Origin of the sequence: Pseudomonas sp. IT-P260, assembly GCF_949768395.1 — a bacterium.
Classification (GTDB): Bacteria; Pseudomonadota; Gammaproteobacteria; order Pseudomonadales; family Pseudomonadaceae; genus Aquipseudomonas; species Aquipseudomonas parakoreensis.
On sequence record NZ_CATKPO010000042.1, the window covers coordinates 282,055 to 298,939 of the forward strand.

The following is a 16,885-nucleotide window of genomic DNA, read 5'->3' on the forward strand; positions in this document are numbered from 1 at the left end:
TCAGTGGTGATTCAACGCCAGAAACGCCGCTGTTGACGCATCAGCCACGGCGCCTGAAAGCCGCCCAGGCGCAGATGAATGGCGCCGTGCTGCGCGCTGTCGTAGATGCGCAGCCCTTGCTGGCGATAACGCGCCAGCACCAGCGGATGCGGATGCCCGAACGAATTGCCCTGCCCACGGGAGATCAGCACCGAATGCGGCCTCAGAGCCCGAAGCAGCGCCATTGAAGACGAACTGCGGCTGCCATGATGCGGCGCTTGCAGCCAGTGCGTCGGCCGCGCCAACGGACTCTCCAGCAGAGCCCGTTCGGCAGCCGTGTCGATATCGCCTGTCAGCAGCAGACGCTCGCCATTGGCCTCGATCTGCAACACGCAGGAGCGCTGATTGCTGTCATGGGCCGCCGACCACTGCCACAGTTGAAACCGCACCCCGTCCCACTGCCATTGACGTCCGCTTTCACAGGCTTCGGCCCGCAGGATGGCGGGCAGCCCCGGAGGATCGCCGCTGATCACCCGCGTCACTTTCAGGCCCCGCGATACAGCGAGCGCACCACCGGCATGGTCGGCATCGGCATGACTGAGCAGCATCAGGTCGATGCGTTCAACCCCCAGTTTGTGCAGCGCCGGCAACACCACCCGCTGCCCCAGATCGAAATCGCCGAAACGTGGACCGGCGTCGTAGAGCAGCGTGTGATGACGCGTGCGGATCAGAATCGCCAGGCCCTGACCGACATCGAGTTGCCAGATATCAGCCAGTCCCTCGGCCACCCGCTCGCGAGGCGGCGCCAGCAAAATCAACAGCAACGGCCAGCCCAATGGTCGCAATGGCACACCGCGCGGCAACAGCAACAATACGGCCCCGAGACTGCCAATCAACAAGGTCCACCACGGCAGCGACGGTGAGATCCATGCCGGCCAGGCGCCGGCGATCACCGACAAGCCACGAAACAGCCAGTCAATCAAACCACCGGCCAGCCACAACAAGCCTGCACCGACGTAGGGCACCGGCAACAATAGCGTGCCGAGCAGCGCCGGTGGCAGCACCAGCAGACTGACCCACGGCACCGCCAGCAGATTCGCCAAGGGTCCGCTGAGGCTGATCGGCAGGTTCAGCGCCAGCAACACCGGGCACAGACCCAGCGCGATCAGCCATTGCGCCCGAGTCCAGGTCTGCCACCATTTCCACGCGCCGAGCCGCCCGCCGAAGGTGAAAATCAAAATCCCCACCGCGGCGAACGACAGCCACAAACCCGGACGCAAACTGGCTAACGGGTCGAGCAACAGCAACGCATCGAATGCCAGCAACAGCGGCCACCACGCGCCGAGATGGCGAAAGCGCAGGCGCCACAACAACACCAGCCCAACCATCACGCAGGCCCGTTGCACCGGCACATCGAACCCGGCGAGCAAGCCGTAGCCGAGCGCTGCGGCAAACGCCAGCCCACAGGCCCATGGCAGCCAGGGCCAGCGCAGCGGCCACCAGCCGTAGCGCGCCAGCCCGGCGACCAGCAGATACATGACCGCCGCCAACATCCCGATGTGTTGACCGGAAATCACCAGCAGATGCACGGTGCCGGTGTCCTGCAGGATCTGCCAATCCTCGCGACTGAGCCCGGAGCCGTCACCGAGCACCAGCGCCGCCAATGCACCGCCCCGGCCTTGCGTGTCCACTTCAAGCAAGCGCTGGCGAATGCTGTCGCGCCACGCCCAACTGGCCTCGGCCAGGCGCTGACCGTCCTTGATCGTGCCGGTCGCGCCGATGCGTTGCGCCAGTAGCCACGCTTCGTAATCGAACGCATCGGGATTGAGCAGGCCACTCGGGCGCTTGAGCTTCACCGCCAGCCGCCAACGCTCGCCGCTGTTGAGCGGCGGCCCGGCGTGCCACGCCAGACGCATCAACGACGGCAATTTCTCGTGTCGCGAGCGGGCATCGGCCAGCTCGAAACGCACGACGCCCTCGCCGGTTTGCGGCAAGCCGACCACCCGCCCCTCGACCCAACGGGTTTCGCCATCAAGCGCTGCGGGCAGGCGATCATTCAACGCCGACTGCGCACTGACGCACGCCCAGGTAAAACCGAACAGCAGAAACGCCAGCGGATAGCTGCGAAACGGCAGCAACATCAGCCCCACCAGCGGCAACACCATCATCAACCCGACCGGCGGTAAAACCGGCAAAAAAACGGGTACCAGCAGACCGACTGCCAGCGCCATCATCCCTGTGCGCATAAGCCTGTCCTTGAGGGTTCCTGCGTTAGGCATAGCTGCTGCGAAGGCGGGGCGTCGTCAACAATTGTCACAAAGTCTGAATGGGCGCTTCGTAGAATCCAGACATACTTGCCGCCTTAACCGACCGAGAAGCCTTATGCCCCGGCGCTTATTCAAACGTTACATGCCCGACCCGACGAGCATCAGGGAACACAAATCCTTACGCTTTCTCGGCAAGTTGTTGCATGACCCGAACCTCTGGCACCTCAATCGTCACTCGGTGGCCCGGGCGATGGCCGTCGGCCTGTTCGCCGCGTTCCTGCCGATTCCGGCGCAGATGCTGGTGGCGGCCGCACTGGCGATCACCGTGCGCGGTAACATGCCGATTGCCGTCAGCCTCGTGTGGCTGACCAACCCGATCACCATGCCGGCGGTGTTTTTCTGTACTTATCAGGCCGGAGCCTGGTTGATGAATGTGCCCGCCCGCACCCTGCCCGATTCGTTGACCTGGGAATGGATCAGCGGAGAGCTCTCGACCATGTGGCAGCCGTTTTTGCTGGGGTCGGTGGTATGCGGACTGCTTCTGGGCATCCTCGCCTACTTCACGGTGATGCTGTACTGGCGCTGGTGGGTGGCGCGGCAATGGGCGCGGCGCAAAAAAAACCGCATGCATTGAATGCAAAACGGCCTCCGCAGTGGGAGGCCGTTTATTTTTGTGTTGTCTGCATTCGCGAGCAGGCTCGCTCCCACATTGGATCAGGTCCGCATTCCGCGCCCACTCACCAGCAACCGCGCACAACCGAGGTACAACACCACGGTCGCCACCAGCATGAAGGTGATCGCGATACCGATGCGGATATCCGACACCCCGAGAATGCCGTAGCGGAAGGCATTGACCATGTGCAGCACCGGATTGGCCAGCGACACGGTCTGCCAGAACGGCGGCAGCAAGGTGATCGAGTAGAACACGCCACCCAAGTAGGTCAGCGGCGTCAGCACAAACGTCGGGATGATCGAAATATCATCGAAGTTGCGCGCAAACACCGCGTTGATGAAGCCCAGCAGCGAGAAGATCGTCGCGGTCAGAATCACCACCAACAAGGTCACGCCGAGGTGATGCACCTGCAGATGGGTGAAGAACAGCGACAGGATGGTCACGATCACCCCGACCATCAGACCACGCAGCACGCCGCCGATGGTGTAGCCGATCAGAATGGTATGCGGCGACACTGGCGAGACCATCAGTTCCTCGATGGAACGCTGGAACTTGCTGCCGAAGAAGCTCGAGACCACGTTGCCGTAGGAGTTGGTAATCACCGACATCATGATCAGCCCCGGCACGATGTACTCCATGTAACTGAAGCCACCCATGCCGCCGATCTGCTTGCCGATCAGGTTACCGAAGATCACGAAATACAGAACCATGGTGATCGCCGGCGGCAGCAGGGTCTGCGGCCAGATCCGGGTAAAACGCCGGACTTCACGGTAAACGATGGTATTGAGGGCGACGAGGTTGGGGCGCAATTCGGAACTCATACCGCCACCTTCGACAGATTTTTCTCCACCAGGGACACGAACAGCTCCTCAAGGCGATTGGTTTTGTTACGCAGGCTCAGCACTTCAATGTTCTGTTGCGCCAACTGAGTGAACAGCGCGGTGATGCCCATGGATTTGTCGACCTGGACCTCCAGCGTATGGCCGTCGAGCAACCGCGCGGGATAGCCGATCAATGGTGGCGCAGCGTGCAAGTCGTTTTTCAGATCCAGCAGGAAGGTCTCGACGTGCAACTGGCCCAGCAGCTGTTTCATGCTGGTGTTCTCGACGATGGTGCCGTGGTCGATGATGCCGATGTTGCGGCACAACTGCTCAGCCTCTTCCAGATAATGCGTGGTGAGGATGATGGTGATGCCTTTCTGGTTCAGCTCGGTGAGGAATGTCCACATCGAACGACGCAGTTCGATGTCGACGCCTGCGGTCGGCTCATCGAGGATCAGCAGGCGCGGCTCATGCACCAGGGCGCGGGCAATCATCAGACGCCGCTTCATGCCGCCGGACAGCGAGCGCGACGGCACATCGCGCTTGTCCCACAGGCCAAGCTGGGTCAGGTACTGCTCGGCGCGCTCCTTGGCGACTTTCGCCGGAATGCCGTAGTAACCGGCCTGGGTCACGACGATGTCGAAGGTCTTTTCGAACTGGTTGAAGTTGAATTCCTGGGGCACCACGCCGATCGAGCGCTTGAGCGCGGCGGGGTTCTTGTCCAGGTCATGACCGAAGATATTCACCGTGCCGCTGGTCTTGTTGACCAGGGTCGAGAGAATGCCGATGGTCGTGGATTTGCCCGCGCCATTGGGGCCGAGCAAGGCGAAAAAGTCACCTTCGGCGACGTCCAGATCGATACCACTCAAGGCCTGGAACCCGTTGCCGTAGGTTTTGGTTAGCTGCCGGATGGACAGAGCGGAACTCATATCGGATTTACGCACCAAGAAGGGAAGAAAAGGAAAGATTGGGCCGGGCGGCGAACAAAACAACCACGGCGCGTGAACGCAATGGTGCTTGCCGCCGCCACACAAGTACAGTCAAGAGTGTCGATAGTTATTATCAAGTCAACGCGGTCATGACCGCTTTCTGATAAGCCGGACGCTGCTTCAACCGTGCGTACCAGGCCTCCAGATGCGGCTGCGCGGCACGGTCGATGGGCATCTCGAACCAGGCATAAATGAAACTGCCGAGGGGAATATCGCCCATGCCGATTTCGCGGCCGGACAGGTATGGCTGGCTGGCGAGGGCCTGATCGGCCATGGCCAGCAGCGCCGTGCATTCTTTGATCGCGGCGTTGATCGCCGGCCAATCCTGCTGGTCCGCTGGCGTACGCACCACCCCCCAGAACACGGTACGGAAAGGTCCGGCAAAACTCGAGGTGGTCCAGTCCATCCATTTGTCGGCGATGGCCCGGGCTTGCAGGTCTGCCGGAAACCATTGGCTGTTCGGCGCATGTTTGGCCAGCAGGTAACGTACGATCGCATTCGATTCCCACAGCACGAAGCCGTCATCCTCGATCACCGGGACCCGGCCGTTCGGGTTCATCGCACGATATTCAGGTGTGTCGACCACCCCGAAGGCGCCACCGGCGTCAATCGCCTGATAAGCCAGGCCAAGCTCCTCGGCGGCCCACAATGGCTTCCTGACATTCGATGAGTTTTTCCGTCCCCAGATCTTCAGCATGACCGCCTCTTTTCCAATGCGTGGGCAGCCAGCATACGCCGGATCATGTGCGGCTCAAATGACTCTGCATATCGCCCAGCACCTTCACCTGATGTTCGCCGAACAGGTGCGGGTAGCACTTTTCCAGATGTTCGAAGAAGAACTGTTCCGGCACATCGGCGAACTGCCCGTGATCGACCAGATACTCCATCAGCAACGCGCCGTCTCGGTTGTACGGGTGGAAAACGCTGTCATGGATGCCGTCGAACTCCAACGGTGCGACGTTGAACAGTTCGCAGAGCTGCTGGTTGAAGGCCGGCGTGGCCTTGACCCAACGGTCGTTAAGGAACAGCTCGGTGTAGCCGTGCATGGCGAACACATCGCTGCGCAGCAGTTCCAGCAACCGCGGGGTCGACAGGTGATTCCTGACGTCGGCCAGACCGATACGCGCCGGGATGCCGCAATGCCGCGCACACCCGGCCAGCAAGGTGGCCTTGGGCACGCAATAACTTTCTCCGGTCGCCAACGCATGGCTGCCACACAGGGTCTGCGGGTCGAGGCTGAACGTGTACGGGTTGTAACGCACTGCTTCGCGCACGGCGTAATAGAGACCGAGCGCCTGCTCGAGCGGGTCGCGGCTGGCACCGCGGTGTTGTTCGGCGAACTCCACCACCGCCGGGTGGTCACTATCGATGAAGCGGCCGGGACTCAGATACTCGCGCATGACGATGTTCTCCTGGGGGAGCCCCGAGTCTAGCGACAGCTCAAGCACAGAGATAACGACGTTTCGGCCAAACATGCACGCGAAGATGCGGGAACGGCGAACGATTTCCCACGGGTGTTGCCCACCGAACCTACGAAAACCATCCGGGGTTTCCCACGAGTTCAATCACCATGTTCTGACCACCCGTTTTACAGATGCCGTCTAAGCTCTGGTGGGTCGGTTGGCCTTGGTTCACGGAGGATTACATATGCTGTTGTTGTGGATACTGGTTCTGATCGTCGGTGTGGCGTACCTCGCTCACCGCCGCATCGCCCCGCTGCCCGCGTTGGGCATCGTCGCCATTTACCTGCTGGCGATGGGTATTTTCAGCCATGCCCCGGGCTGGTTGCTGCTGGTGCTGTGGGTCGTGCTCGCGGTGGTTGCCGCGCCGTTGCTGCTGCCCGACCTGCGCCGCAAACACTTCACCGCGCCGCTGTTCAACTGGTTCCAGAAAACCCTGCCGCCGATGTCGCAGACCGAACGCGACGCGATCGATGCCGGTACCGTCTGGTGGGACGGCGAGCTGTTCAGCGGCCGTCCGGACTGGGACAAGCTGCTGTCCTACCCGAAAGCGCAACTGAGCGAAGAGGAACAGGCCTTTATCGACGGCCCCACCGAAGAGCTCTGCGCGATGGTCACTGACTGGCAGATCGGCCAGTCGATGGACCTGCCGCCCGAAGCCTGGAGCCACATCAAGGAACACGGCTTCTTCGCCCTGATCATTCCCAAGGAATTCGGCGGCAAGGGCTTTTCCGCCTATGCCCACTCGCAAGTGGCGATGAAACTCGCCACCCGCAGCGGCGACCTCGCCTCCACCGTGATGGTGCCCAACTCCCTCGGCCCGGCCGAACTGCTGCTGCATTACGGCACCGACGAACAGCGCAATCACTACCTGCCCCGACTGGCCCGTGGCGACGATATTCCGTGCTTCGCCCTCACCGGCCCGCTGGCCGGTTCCGATGCTGGCGCCATGCCGGACACCGGGATCATCTGCAAAGGTCAATGGGACGGCCAGGAAGTCATCGGTCTGCGCCTGAACTGGGAAAAGCGCTACATCACCCTCGGCCCAGTCGCGACCCTGCTCGGTCTGGCCTTCAAGGCTTATGACCCGGAGCATCTGCTGGGCGACAAGGAAGATCTCGGTATCAGTCTGGCGCTGATCCCCACCGATACACCGGGCGTGGAAATCGGCCGTCGGCACCTGCCACTGGGTGCTGCGTTCATGAACGGCCCGAACTCGGGCAAAGACGTATTCATCCCGCTGGACTTTCTCATCGGCGGTCAGGAAATGCTCGGCAAGGGCTGGATGATGCTGATGAACTGCCTGTCAGTCGGGCGTTCGATTTCGCTGCCAGCCGTCGGCACTGGCGCGGCCAAGTTCACCAGTCTGGTGACTGGGCAATATGCGCAGATTCGTGAGCAGTTCAACGTCCCGCTGTCGGCCTTCGAAGGCATTCAGGAAGCCATGGCGCGCATCGGTGGCAACGCCTGGATGATGGACGCCGCGCGGATGCTGACTGCCAACGCAGTGGATCTGGGCGAGAAACCGTCGGTGCTGTCGGCGATCCTCAAGTACCACCTGACCGAACGCGGCCGCGAGTGCATCACCCACGCCATGGACGTGCACGGCGGGAAAGCGATCATCATGGGGCCGAACAACTACCTCGGGCGCAGCTGGAACGGCGCGCCAATCTTCATCACCGTGGAAGGCGCCAACATCCTTTCGCGCAACCTGATGATCTTCGGTCAGGGCGCCATTCGCTGCCACCCGTTCGTCCTCAAGGAAATGGCCCTCGCCGGCCGTGAGGACAAGGATCAGGCACTGAAAGAATTCGACGGCCTGCTGCTCAAGCACATCGGTTTTGCCGTCGGCAACGCCGCCAGTACCCTGGTGCTGAACCTGGGCTTTGGCCACTTCGAACATGCGCCAGGGGACAGGATCAGCCAAGGTTATTTCCGCGCACTCAATCGGCAGGCAGCGGCTTTCGCCATGCTCGCCGACTTCAGCATGATGTTGCTGGGTGGCGAACTGAAGCGGCGCGAACGCCTGTCGGCGCGTCTCGGCGATGTATTGAGCAACCTGTACCTGGCCTCCGCCGCGCTCAAGCGTTATCACGACCTGGATTCGCCGGCGCATATGGAGCCGCTGTTCCGTTGGGCGATGGAAGAAAGCCTCGGTCAGTCGGAACGGGCACTGGATGAGCTGCTGAGCAACTTCCCGAACAAAGTGTTTGGCTGCCTGCTGCGGGTGATCGTGTTCCCGTTCGGCCGTCGCCACAAAGGCCCATCGGACAAGCTCGGTGCCGAAGTGGCAGCGGTGATCGGTCGCGCCAAAGGCGATCCGACCCTCGAAGAACTGCTTGCCGGCTGCTATCGCCCGCAGTCCGCCGACGATGCCGTGGGTGCCCTGCAACACGCCAGCGATCTGCTGAATACTGCCCAGCCGTTGCACAAGAAACTGCACACTGCGCTGAAAAGCGGCCAGGTCAAACCGGCGGCAGGCGAACACGCTATCGACGCCGCGCTGGAGGCCGGGGTGTTGCAAGCGGCGGAGGCGCAAACCCTGCGCGATGCTGAAGCGGCTCGGCGCAAGGTGATCGATGTCGATGATTTCGACAAGGAAGAACTGAAACAGGCAGAAGGCAAAGTCCGCTGATGCTGACGACCGTGTAGCTGTTTATTTGTGAAAAACGGGCGCGAGAGCTTTATACTCCCGCGCCCGTTTTGCTCTTGAGGACTTATCTCGTGTCCAACGTCGTTGCCGATCATCTGGTTTTGCTCGACCACCTTCGCAGTATCCTGGTCGCCGTAGGTGAGGCCGATCAGGTTCCCGAAGAAAGCCATGCCTTGTTCCTGGAGCGCTTTGACGAACTGCTGGCGTCCCTGCCGATCGATCCGATCGAAAGCCAGTACCTGGGCCAGGACATCCTGACCCAAGTGATTACCCGCTATCCGCAAATTGCCCACCTGATCCCGCGGGATCTGCTGTGGTTCTTCGCTGGTGACTGCCTGCACTACTTGTCTGATGAAGAAATCGACCTGTATCAGGCACTGGAAGAACGTCGCTACGAAGCCGAACAGAACGACGAACCGTTCGACTGGAATCAGGAAAAACAGCTGCTGGCGATGTCTGCTCAAGACAGCAAGCACTAAGTTTCCAAAGATCAAAAGATCGCAGCCTTCGGCAGCTCCTACAGGGAATCATGTGATTCATGTAGGAGCCGCCGCAGGCTGCGATCTTTTGCTTTTAAAGCAGCCCCTCGCTCTCCGGCAATTCATACGCCATCGCCAGATTATTCGGCGCCCCCGCCTTCCCCGGCTTGCTCAACGTCGGCTCTTTTTCCAGACACTCCACCAGATAATCGATGAACACCCGCAGCTTCGGCGGCAGATAACGCGTCGGTGAATGCAGCAGCCACAGCCCACCGTGATAGGACGCGAGGAATGTCCACTCCGGCAGCACCTGTACAATCAGTTTCTGCTCCAGCGCATAACGCGCGGTGAAGTACGGCAAGCTGCCGATACCAATGTGCTGCAACACGGCTCCGAGCCGCACGCCGGTATGGTTGGCGGCATAGCGGCCACGCACGCCGACCGTCACTGCTTTACTGCCCTTCTTGAATTTCCAGCGGGCATCGCTCGGGGTTTCTCCCAGATAGATACAACTGTGATTGAGCAGATCATGCGGATGCGTCGGTGTGCCGTGGTCGGCCAGGTATTGCGGGGTGGCGCAGAGCAAATGGTCGATGGTCAGCAACTGTCGCCCGACCAGCCCGGCCGGCGGACGGTCCGTAATACGAATCGCCAGGTCGACATGATCGTCAATCAAATCAACCTGGCGGTCTTCCAGCAACAACTCGACATCGACCTTCGGATAACGCCGCAGAAACTCGGGCATGTGCGGATGAATCACGAAGCGTCCGACCGCTTTCGGCACGCTGACCCGCACCAGCCCTTCCGCCTCGTGGGTGAACTGCCCGCTGATCTCCATCACCGATTTGGCGGCGCTGACCATCTCCTGACAGCGCTTGAACACTTCCTCGCCACCGTCACTCAAGCGCAGTTTGCGCGTAGTCCGCTGCAGCAAACGCGTGGCCAGGGCTTTTTCCAGTCGGGAAATGCTGCGACTGATCGCCGACGGCGAGGAACCCAGCTGGCGGGCGGCTTCGGAGAAACTGCCGGTCTCCACGACCTTGACGAAGATCGCCATTTCACCGAGCAGCGGCAGCGGAAGATTGATGCTCACAGCGCACAAGTCCTTTGATGTTTGAACGGATTATCACGTTATTGCACGATTCATATAATAAAAAAAGACACTTTAATAAGGGCATGGAATATGACGCTTCGCCTCTTTTTCCATAGTGATGACCTCAAGGCTAATGTGGAAGTCCTCGACTGCACGCCCCACGAGAACGAATTTGCCGTGGTGTTGCGCGCCACGCTGTTTCATCCGCAAGGCGGTGGGCAGCCTTGCGATACCGGCATGATCGGCGAAAGCCAGGTGCTGCGCGTGGTGCAGGAACCTGACCGGATCGTGCATTACGTCGACCGTCCGGTGAAACTGGGCATGACCTGCATCCACGTCGATGAACAACGTCGCCGCTACAACACCCGCATGCATTCGGCCGGGCACCTGATCGGGCATTTCGTGCAGGCCATGGGCTGGACGCCGATCAAGGCGCACCACTGGCCGGACGAGGGCCGAGTGCAATTCAAGCCGGGCGATGCCGCGCAGGAAGTCGACGCACCTACCGTTCAATACGGTATCCGTCAGTGGATCGAACACGATCTGCCGCGCCTGACCTCACTGCGCGAAGGCGCGCGGGAAATCGGTTTTGGCGAGCTGCCGGCCTATGGCTGCGGTGGCACCCATGTACGCAGCCTGAAGGATTTGGGCACAGTCACGATCGCCTCGCTTTCGCAGAAGAAAGGCACGTTATCCGTCCACTACAGCGTGGATTAAGCATCTCGGGCGCTGCTCCGCGCAGCGTTCGACGCCGGGGGAACCGCACTCGCCGGTTCCGTTGACTATCGATAGATGGACCTAAAAACAATGATGCTAGACGTCGAGCGTCTCGATGAGACGTGCATAAAAAAACTGGCCAACGAAGAAGTCCTCGCCATTCGCGTCAAAGGCTTTCTGCCGGAGCCGCTGGCGGTTCAGCTTGGCGACAAGATTCTGGCTCCGGGCTTTGAGGGCTACATCAACGCGCCGAGCATCGGCCGCATCGGCATGGCGTTTTACGAGGCGGAGAACCAGCCGCTGCTGATCGAGGACTACTTCGAACGCGCCACCCGCAACATCGCGGAACTGCGCGAACGTTGCGCCCCCTACTCCTCGCCGGTCGATACCCTGCGCTGCATGCTCGACGAGTCCTGGCCGGCCGGCGCTCATCTGGAAAACCTCTATGGCCGCAAGATGTATGTCGGCCTGTCGCGAGTGGTCAAACCCGGTGTGTGTTTCCTCGCTCATCACGACATTTTCGCCAAGGACGCCCCGGACAGCTTTCAGGCCCGCAGCCTGGAGGCGCAGTTCGCCTGCAACGTGTACCTGAACATGCCGACCGAGGGAGGTGCGCTGCAGATGTGGGACGACGATATCAGCCCGGACCGCTTCGACGAGATGCGCGGCGACAGCTACGGCATCGACCCGGCGCTGCTCGGCCCACCGACCCTGGAAGTGCGGCCGGAGCCGGGCGATTTCATCATGTTCAATTCGCGCTGCATGCACTCGGTGACGCCGGGTGTAGCGGATCCGCGACTGAGCCTTTCATTCTTTGTCGGCTATCGCGGCAATGCTTCACCCCTGACCTTCTGGAGCTGAGATGTTATCGAACTACCTGGGCGAGTTTCTGGCGCTGGCCACCATTCACTTTCTGGCCGTGGTCGCTCCCGGCCCGGACTTCGCCGTGACCATCCGCCAGAGCGTACGCTTCGGCCGACTGGTGGGCATCTGCACCGCACTGGGCATCGGCGCCGGTATTTCGGTGCACGTTCTCTACACTTTGCTCGGCGTTGGCGCGCTCATGCACACCACGCCGTGGTTGCTGACCGTGGCCAAGGTGATCGGTGGCGCGTACATCTTTTACCTCGGCATCAGCCTGATTCGCAGTAAACCGAAGTCCACGCTCGAGGGTGAAAACAATACCGACGAGCCGCTGGTTGCGCAGTCACTGTTCAAGGCGTTCAGCACCGGTTTTCTGACCAATGCCACCAACCCCAAGGCCACGCTGTTTTTCCTGGCGATCTTCACCACGATCATCAGCGCCACTACCCCGCTGAACATCCAGGCGCTGTACGGGGTGTGGATGTGCTTGGTCAACGCGCTGTGGTTCGTGATCGTCGCACTGTTTTTTTCCAGCAGCCGGGTGCGGACCCTGTTCATGCGCATGGGCCATTGGTTCGAACGCAGCATGGGCGTGATCCTGATTCTGTTCGCCGGCAGGCTGGTGCTGTCGATGTAAACGCTGCGCCCAAAGACAAGGCCCGATCAGTTGCACACTGCTCGGGCCTTTTTCGTTTGTGCGCCGCTTTTGCATTTCTGTGCGACGGATCCCACTTCAGGGGCTCCCCTTCAACACCTTCGCGGTGTTAGTTTGGAAAAGATTTGTTTCAACTTTCAAACACTTCCCCTGTAAATGCCTGCAAAGGAATGCCCACTGCAATGAATTTTTCCCTCAAGCGTCTGGCTGCCGCCAGCCTGGTTCTGGCCAGTCTTTCGTCGTTCACCCTGCCGGCCCAGGCCAACATCAGCCCCGAGCAAAGTGCTGCGATCCTCAAGGCCTTCAGCGATACGACGGCCAGCGATTTTCGTCAGTTTCTCGGTGCGGTAGCGAACAGCAATCCGGGCAAGACCGACAACCTCGCCCCGGCGATCAATGTTTTTCTCGACAACAAGACCCTGACCGCCGAGCAGCAGAACGAGATCCACCGTCTACTGGGCCTGTACACCCGCGCCAAGTACGGCAAGGCCGCCCTCGAGACCCTGCGCGAGCTGGTGGAAATCCCGACCTTCCGCAAAGAAGGCGTGGCCCAGCACGACAATCCCGAGTTCATCAAGATCGCCGAAAAGATCAAAAACCTCGCCGAATCGTTCAACCTGAAATTCCGCAACGTCGACAATCGTGTCTATGAAATTTCCCTCGACGGCAGCGGCGATGACGTCGTGGGCATTCACGCGCATGCCGACGTGGTCCCGGTCACCCCGGAAAACTGGGTGCTAAAGGACGGCACCAAACTCGATCCATTCAAAGTGACGTTGATCGGCGACCGCATGTATGGCCGTGGCACCGAAGACGACAAAAACGGCATCGTCGTCGCCATGTACGCCATGAAAGTGATCAAGGAAGAAAAGCTGCCACTGGCACGCAACTTCAAACTGCTGGTGGACACCACTGAAGAAACCACGGGTGACGCGATCCCCTATTACTTCGAACACAACCCGACGCCGAACTACAACATGGCACTGGATGGCGGTTACCCGGTGGTCATCGCCGAGAAAGGCTACGGCACGGTCATGGCCAATTTTCCGCTGCGCAAGGCTGAAGGCAGTGGCGCCGAAATCACTTCGATGACCGGCGGCCTGGCGACCAACCAGATTCCGTCGGTTTCGGTCGCTACCCTCGTCACCGACAAGCCGGAGCCATTGGCGGCGAGCCTGCAAAAGGCCGGCAACGAGTACGCGAAAAAACACGGTGGCGACTTCAAAGTGGCGGCCAAGGTTGACGGCAAAGACGTCAAGCTGAGCGTCACCGGTGTGTCCGCGCACTCCTCCGAACCCGAGTCCGGCGTCAACCCGGTCGCGCGGATGCTCGACTTCATCAACGGTCTCGACGGCAAGGTGGCGCTCAAGCACAACCAGATCACCGACGCTGCACGCTATGCGTCCAACAACTGGGGCCTGGATTATCTGGGGAAAAAACTTGGCGTCGGCTTCTCCGATTCGTTCATGGGCCCGCTGACTGCTTCGCTGACCTACGTCGGTGTGGACGACAAGGCCTTCAAACTGGCTGTCAACCTGCGCGTGCCGAAGGGTAAATCGCCAGAAGTGCTGCAGAAGGAAATCGCTGACAAACTCGCCGCCTGGAGCAAGAAAACCCACGTCGCCGCGGACTTCACCTACTCGATCGACGAACCGATGTACCGCAACCCGGAAGGCGAATGGGTCAAAGCACTGTTGGCGGTGGCCACGGAGAACCTGGGCATGGAGCACGAGTTCGGCACCTCGGCCGGGGCGACCTCGGTGCATGACTTGCCGAACGGCGTGCAATTCGGCCTGGCCCGTCCTGAAGTCAAATACACCGGCCATACTGACGGTGAGTTCAAGACGGTTGACCAGTTCCTGCTGGACCTGCAGATCGTCACCGAGATGATGGGCCGTGTCGGCCAACTGCCGAAGCTCTGACTAGACACGGGCCCGTGATTCAGCGGGCCTGACGTGAAAACAGAAAAGGACCCGAAGGTCCTTTTTTGTTGCGTGCAAAATGCTGCACAAACAAAAACGCCGATCATCACTGATCGGCGTTTTTGTGAAATTGGAGCGGGAAACGAGACTCGAACTCGCGACCCCGACCTTGGCAAGGTCGTGCTCTACCAACTGAGCTATTCCCGCAATGGCGTCCCCTAGGGGACTCGAACCCCTGTTACCGCCGTGAAAGGGCGGTGTCCTAGGCCACTAGACGAAGGGGACACGCTACCCGGAACACATGGTGTGTGTTTCGGTGTCCAGAGCCATCTCCGAAGATCAGGTTCTGGTTTCACTCAGCCCTGCCCGAAAGCAGTGCTGTTTAAAATTGGAGCGGGAAACGAGACTCGAACTCGCGACCCCGACCTTGGCAAGGTCGTGCTCTACCAACTGAGCTATTCCCGCATTGGCGTCCCCTAGGGGACTCGAACCCCTGTTACCGCCGTGAAAGGGCGGTGTCCTAGGCCACTAGACGAAGGGGACACACTACAACATTCACTCCCTGCCGCGTTTCGCTGTGTGCTTTACGCTGCAAGTGGCGCGCATTCTATGGATGGTTTGAGAGGTCGTCAACCCCCGAATATAAATTTATTTAAATCAATGACTTCGACCTGCTTTACGAGAGCATTCGGGCTTTTCCGTCGCCCGACGATTGACGCCTATATTCCGCCACTCGCCAAGACGTTATAGTCCGCAACACAATGATGGCAATCTGCGCACTCTGCGCCAGCATTCATATAAGCAGTGTGCAGCCGATATACACAGAAGCTGCTGAATCAACTCGTCGAGCGGCGCTGGGCGCCTGAATGTCCAGCCACTACACTCGCATGCGAACCCTATAAAGAGGTCTTACCGGTGACACCACTCATGATCACCCTGCTAGTCGTAGCCGGGATCGCAATTCTGATCGCCATTGGCTACATGAACCATGTGGTGGAAAACAACAAACTGGAGAAGGCCCGCACCAAAGTCGAACTCAACGACCGCCTGCGCCGCTGCGGCGAACTGACCGAAACCTTCCCCGGTCAGTTCATGACGCCGGCACTCAAGCTGCTGCTGACGCGTCTGGAACTGAACGTCTGCCAGCGTCTGCTGAACCTGGAAAAAACCAGCGCCACGATCAAGGCACGGATCACTGAACTCAGCGCACTGGTGGCCCAAGGCGAATCGATCCCGGTCAACAACCCGCCGGCACCGATCCTGACCGAAGCCAAAGCCAAGGACGTCCGCTTCCTGCTCGAAGCCCTCCACGGCCAGATCACCCGCGCCGCCCACGACGGCTTCCTGCCGCCGAACGAAGCCAAACACTGGATCAAGGAAGTCCGCCACATCCTGGTCCTGCTGCACATCGAGTTCTTCAACAACCTCGGCCAACAATCCCTGCAACAAAACCAGCCAGGCCAGGCCCGCCTCGCCTTCGAACGCGGCGTGCAATACCTGCGCAAACAGCAAGACCCGCAGATGTACTCGGAACAACTGCAATACCTGGAAAAACTGCTGGCCCGCGCCAACGCTCAGGTCATGGACAAAATTGCACCGGTCGAAGGCGAAGTGAACCAGTTGACCGAAGGCCTCAAGGAAGTTGAAGCCGATGCGGACTGGAAGAAGAAAGTGATCTACGACTAAGTGTCGAGAGTTAAGAGAAGCCACCGAGAGGTGGCTTTTTTGTGAGTGGTGGGTTGACTGCCATTGAGAACATTCAGTTAGAGATTGGTCGGCTGTCAGGCCACCATCGCTGGCAAGCCAGCTCCCACAAGTTCAAGATCAAGATCAAGATCAAGATCAAGATCAAGATCAAGATCAAGATCAAGATCAAGATCAAGATCAAGATCAAGATCAAGATCAAGATCAAGATCAAGATCAAGATCAAGATCAAGATCAAGATCAAAAGATCGCAGCCTTCGGCAGCTCCTACACAGGATGAGCGCAAGCTCGGCTGCAGCTTTTGATCTTGCCGTGCCGGCCCCGTCGGCAGGCTGAGTGGAGGGGTTTATCCGGGGGTGGGAGCGCAGCGACCGTTTGGCGCAGCCAAACACATCGAGAGGAGGTGCAGCGAAGCAAACCGGAGGCGATGCGCCCGGATGAATCCCGCAACGAAGGAACCCGAGCCTAAGCGAGGGCCGAACGCTGGGGCCAAGCCTTTTGCTTACTTTTCGGCGTCTGGAAAAGTGAGCCGCTGTAAGAGCGGAACCACAAGAAGCCGTTACCGCAGCAACGGATATTCACCCAAACCCCCAAGAACCTGGTCGGCCC

The 16,885-nt window shown here is 59.9% G+C and carries 15 protein-coding genes and 4 tRNA genes; 9 read left to right on the forward strand and 10 right to left on the reverse strand.

What is annotated here, in order from left to right; genetic code table 11:
* Positions 1-11: 11 nt before the first annotated feature.
* Positions 12-2,225 carry a DNA internalization-related competence protein ComEC/Rec2 gene (locus tag ACM6HV_RS24195; protein ID WP_414905467.1) on the reverse strand — a complete coding sequence of 738 codons (2,214 nt, stop codon included), beginning with the start codon at positions 2,223-2,225 and terminating at the stop codon, positions 12-14.
* A gap of 136 nt (positions 2,226-2,361) precedes the next feature.
* Here ACM6HV_RS24195 and ACM6HV_RS24200 point away from each other — a divergent pair, with 136 nt between their 5' ends.
* Positions 2,362-2,880 (forward strand): DUF2062 domain-containing protein, encoded by a 519-nt coding sequence (locus ACM6HV_RS24200; RefSeq protein ID WP_041069099.1) that lies wholly within the window; start codon positions 2,362-2,364, stop codon positions 2,878-2,880.
* 80 nt (positions 2,881-2,960) lie between these two features.
* On the opposite strand, the gene ACM6HV_RS24205 is transcribed toward ACM6HV_RS24200, so the two are convergent.
* The 4 genes from ACM6HV_RS24205 to ACM6HV_RS24220 form a co-directional block, all read right to left on the reverse strand.
* Entirely contained in the window at positions 2,961-3,740 is a 780-nt protein-coding gene (locus tag ACM6HV_RS24205) for an ABC transporter permease (RefSeq protein ID WP_041069097.1), read from the reverse strand.
* The gene (locus ACM6HV_RS24210) at positions 3,737-4,669 is read right to left on the reverse strand and encodes an ABC transporter ATP-binding protein (RefSeq protein WP_414905468.1); all 933 of its coding nucleotides are present in this window, start codon (positions 4,667-4,669) and stop codon (positions 3,737-3,739) included. The genes ACM6HV_RS24205 and ACM6HV_RS24210 overlap by 4 nt, the downstream gene beginning before the upstream one ends.
* Positions 4,670-4,802: 133 nt before the next feature.
* Positions 4,803-5,426 carry a glutathione S-transferase gene (locus ACM6HV_RS24215; RefSeq protein ID WP_145594306.1) on the reverse strand — a complete coding sequence of 208 codons (624 nt, stop codon included), beginning with the start codon at positions 5,424-5,426 and terminating at the stop codon, positions 4,803-4,805.
* Positions 5,427-5,469: 43 nt separating this feature from the next.
* Positions 5,470-6,129, reverse strand: coding sequence for a transglutaminase-like domain-containing protein (locus ACM6HV_RS24220; RefSeq protein WP_414905469.1), 660 nt, complete (start codon positions 6,127-6,129; stop codon positions 5,470-5,472).
* Between the two features lie 247 nt (positions 6,130-6,376).
* On the opposite strand from ACM6HV_RS24220, the gene ACM6HV_RS24225 reads away from it, so the two are divergent.
* Together ACM6HV_RS24225 and ACM6HV_RS24230 are read left to right on the forward strand one after the other, a co-directional pair.
* The gene (locus ACM6HV_RS24225) at positions 6,377-8,824 is read left to right on the forward strand and encodes an acyl-CoA dehydrogenase (RefSeq protein ID WP_414905470.1); all 2,448 of its coding nucleotides are present in this window, start codon (positions 6,377-6,379) and stop codon (positions 8,822-8,824) included.
* Between the two features lie 89 nt (positions 8,825-8,913).
* The gene (locus tag ACM6HV_RS24230) at positions 8,914-9,321 is read left to right on the forward strand and encodes a PA2817 family protein (RefSeq protein WP_041069086.1); all 408 of its coding nucleotides are present in this window, start codon (positions 8,914-8,916) and stop codon (positions 9,319-9,321) included.
* Positions 9,322-9,415: 94 nt separating this feature from the next.
* Here ACM6HV_RS24230 and ACM6HV_RS24235 read toward each other — a convergent pair whose 3' ends face one another.
* Positions 9,416-10,414, reverse strand: a complete 999-nt coding sequence (locus tag ACM6HV_RS24235) for a LysR family transcriptional regulator (RefSeq protein ID WP_041069083.1) — start codon at positions 10,412-10,414, stop codon at positions 9,416-9,418.
* 90 nt (positions 10,415-10,504) lie between these two features.
* On the opposite strand from ACM6HV_RS24235, the gene ACM6HV_RS24240 reads away from it, so the two are divergent.
* From ACM6HV_RS24240 to ACM6HV_RS24255, 4 genes are all read left to right on the forward strand, one after another.
* On the forward strand, positions 10,505-11,131 hold the full coding sequence (locus tag ACM6HV_RS24240; protein ID WP_414905471.1) for an alanyl-tRNA editing protein: 627 nt from the start codon (positions 10,505-10,507) through the stop codon (positions 11,129-11,131).
* A gap of 90 nt (positions 11,132-11,221) precedes the next feature.
* Entirely contained in the window at positions 11,222-11,992 is a 771-nt protein-coding gene (locus ACM6HV_RS24245; RefSeq protein ID WP_095668580.1) for a 2OG-Fe(II) oxygenase, read from the forward strand.
* A gap of 1 nt (position 11,993) precedes the next feature.
* Positions 11,994-12,632: a LysE family translocator gene (locus ACM6HV_RS24250; RefSeq protein WP_414905472.1), complete on the forward strand. Its 639-nt coding sequence runs from the start codon at positions 11,994-11,996 to the stop codon at positions 12,630-12,632.
* A 200-nt stretch (positions 12,633-12,832) separates the two neighbouring features.
* A complete protein-coding gene (locus ACM6HV_RS24255; protein ID WP_414905473.1) occupies positions 12,833-14,572 on the forward strand; it encodes a dipeptidase in 1,740 nt (579 codons plus the stop codon).
* Positions 14,573-14,703: 131 nt separating this feature from the next.
* On the opposite strand, the gene ACM6HV_RS24260 is transcribed toward ACM6HV_RS24255, so the two are convergent.
* From ACM6HV_RS24260 to ACM6HV_RS24275, 4 genes are all read right to left on the reverse strand, one after another.
* Positions 14,704-14,779 (reverse strand) — tRNA-Gly (locus tag ACM6HV_RS24260).
* A gap of 2 nt (positions 14,780-14,781) precedes the next feature.
* Positions 14,782-14,857: transfer RNA gene (locus ACM6HV_RS24265), tRNA-Glu, on the reverse strand.
* Between the two features lie 104 nt (positions 14,858-14,961).
* A tRNA-Gly gene (locus ACM6HV_RS24270) sits at positions 14,962-15,037 on the reverse strand.
* 2 nt (positions 15,038-15,039) lie between these two features.
* Positions 15,040-15,115: transfer RNA gene (locus ACM6HV_RS24275), tRNA-Glu, on the reverse strand.
* 384 nt (positions 15,116-15,499) lie between these two features.
* Between ACM6HV_RS24275 and ACM6HV_RS24280 the strand changes: the two genes are divergently transcribed.
* Positions 15,500-16,258, forward strand: coding sequence for a hypothetical protein (locus ACM6HV_RS24280; RefSeq protein WP_174377049.1), 759 nt, complete (start codon positions 15,500-15,502; stop codon positions 16,256-16,258).
* A gap of 53 nt (positions 16,259-16,311) precedes the next feature.
* The gene (locus tag ACM6HV_RS24285) at positions 16,312-16,581 is read left to right on the forward strand and encodes a hypothetical protein (protein WP_414905474.1); all 270 of its coding nucleotides are present in this window, start codon (positions 16,312-16,314) and stop codon (positions 16,579-16,581) included.
* The last annotated feature ends 304 nt before the right edge of the window (positions 16,582-16,885 follow it).

Bases quoted from the DNA above. Each gene is read 5' to 3' on its own strand.
- ACM6HV_RS24195 (WP_414905467.1), bottom strand. From the start codon at position 2,225: ATGCGCACAGGGATGATGGCGCTGGCAGTCGGTCTGCTGGTACCCGTT.
- ACM6HV_RS24200 (WP_041069099.1), top strand. From the start codon at position 2,362: ATGCCCCGGCGCTTATTCAAACGTTACATGCCCGACCCGACGAGCATC.
- ACM6HV_RS24205 (WP_041069097.1), bottom strand. From the start codon at position 3,740: ATGAGTTCCGAATTGCGCCCCAACCTCGTCGCCCTCAATACCATCGTT.
- ACM6HV_RS24210 (WP_414905468.1), bottom strand. From the start codon at position 4,669: ATGAGTTCCGCTCTGTCCATCCGGCAGCTAACCAAAACCTACGGCAAC.
- ACM6HV_RS24215 (WP_145594306.1), bottom strand. From the start codon at position 5,426: ATGCTGAAGATCTGGGGACGGAAAAACTCATCGAATGTCAGGAAGCCA.
- ACM6HV_RS24220 (WP_414905469.1), bottom strand. From the start codon at position 6,129: ATGCGCGAGTATCTGAGTCCCGGCCGCTTCATCGATAGTGACCACCCG.
- ACM6HV_RS24225 (WP_414905470.1), top strand. From the start codon at position 6,377: ATGCTGTTGTTGTGGATACTGGTTCTGATCGTCGGTGTGGCGTACCTC.
- ACM6HV_RS24240 (WP_414905471.1), top strand. From the start codon at position 10,505: ATGACGCTTCGCCTCTTTTTCCATAGTGATGACCTCAAGGCTAATGTG.
- ACM6HV_RS24245 (WP_095668580.1), top strand. From the start codon at position 11,222: ATGATGCTAGACGTCGAGCGTCTCGATGAGACGTGCATAAAAAAACTG.
- ACM6HV_RS24250 (WP_414905472.1), top strand. From the start codon at position 11,994: ATGTTATCGAACTACCTGGGCGAGTTTCTGGCGCTGGCCACCATTCAC.
- ACM6HV_RS24255 (WP_414905473.1), top strand. From the start codon at position 12,833: ATGAATTTTTCCCTCAAGCGTCTGGCTGCCGCCAGCCTGGTTCTGGCC.
- ACM6HV_RS24280 (WP_174377049.1), top strand. From the start codon at position 15,500: ATGATCACCCTGCTAGTCGTAGCCGGGATCGCAATTCTGATCGCCATT.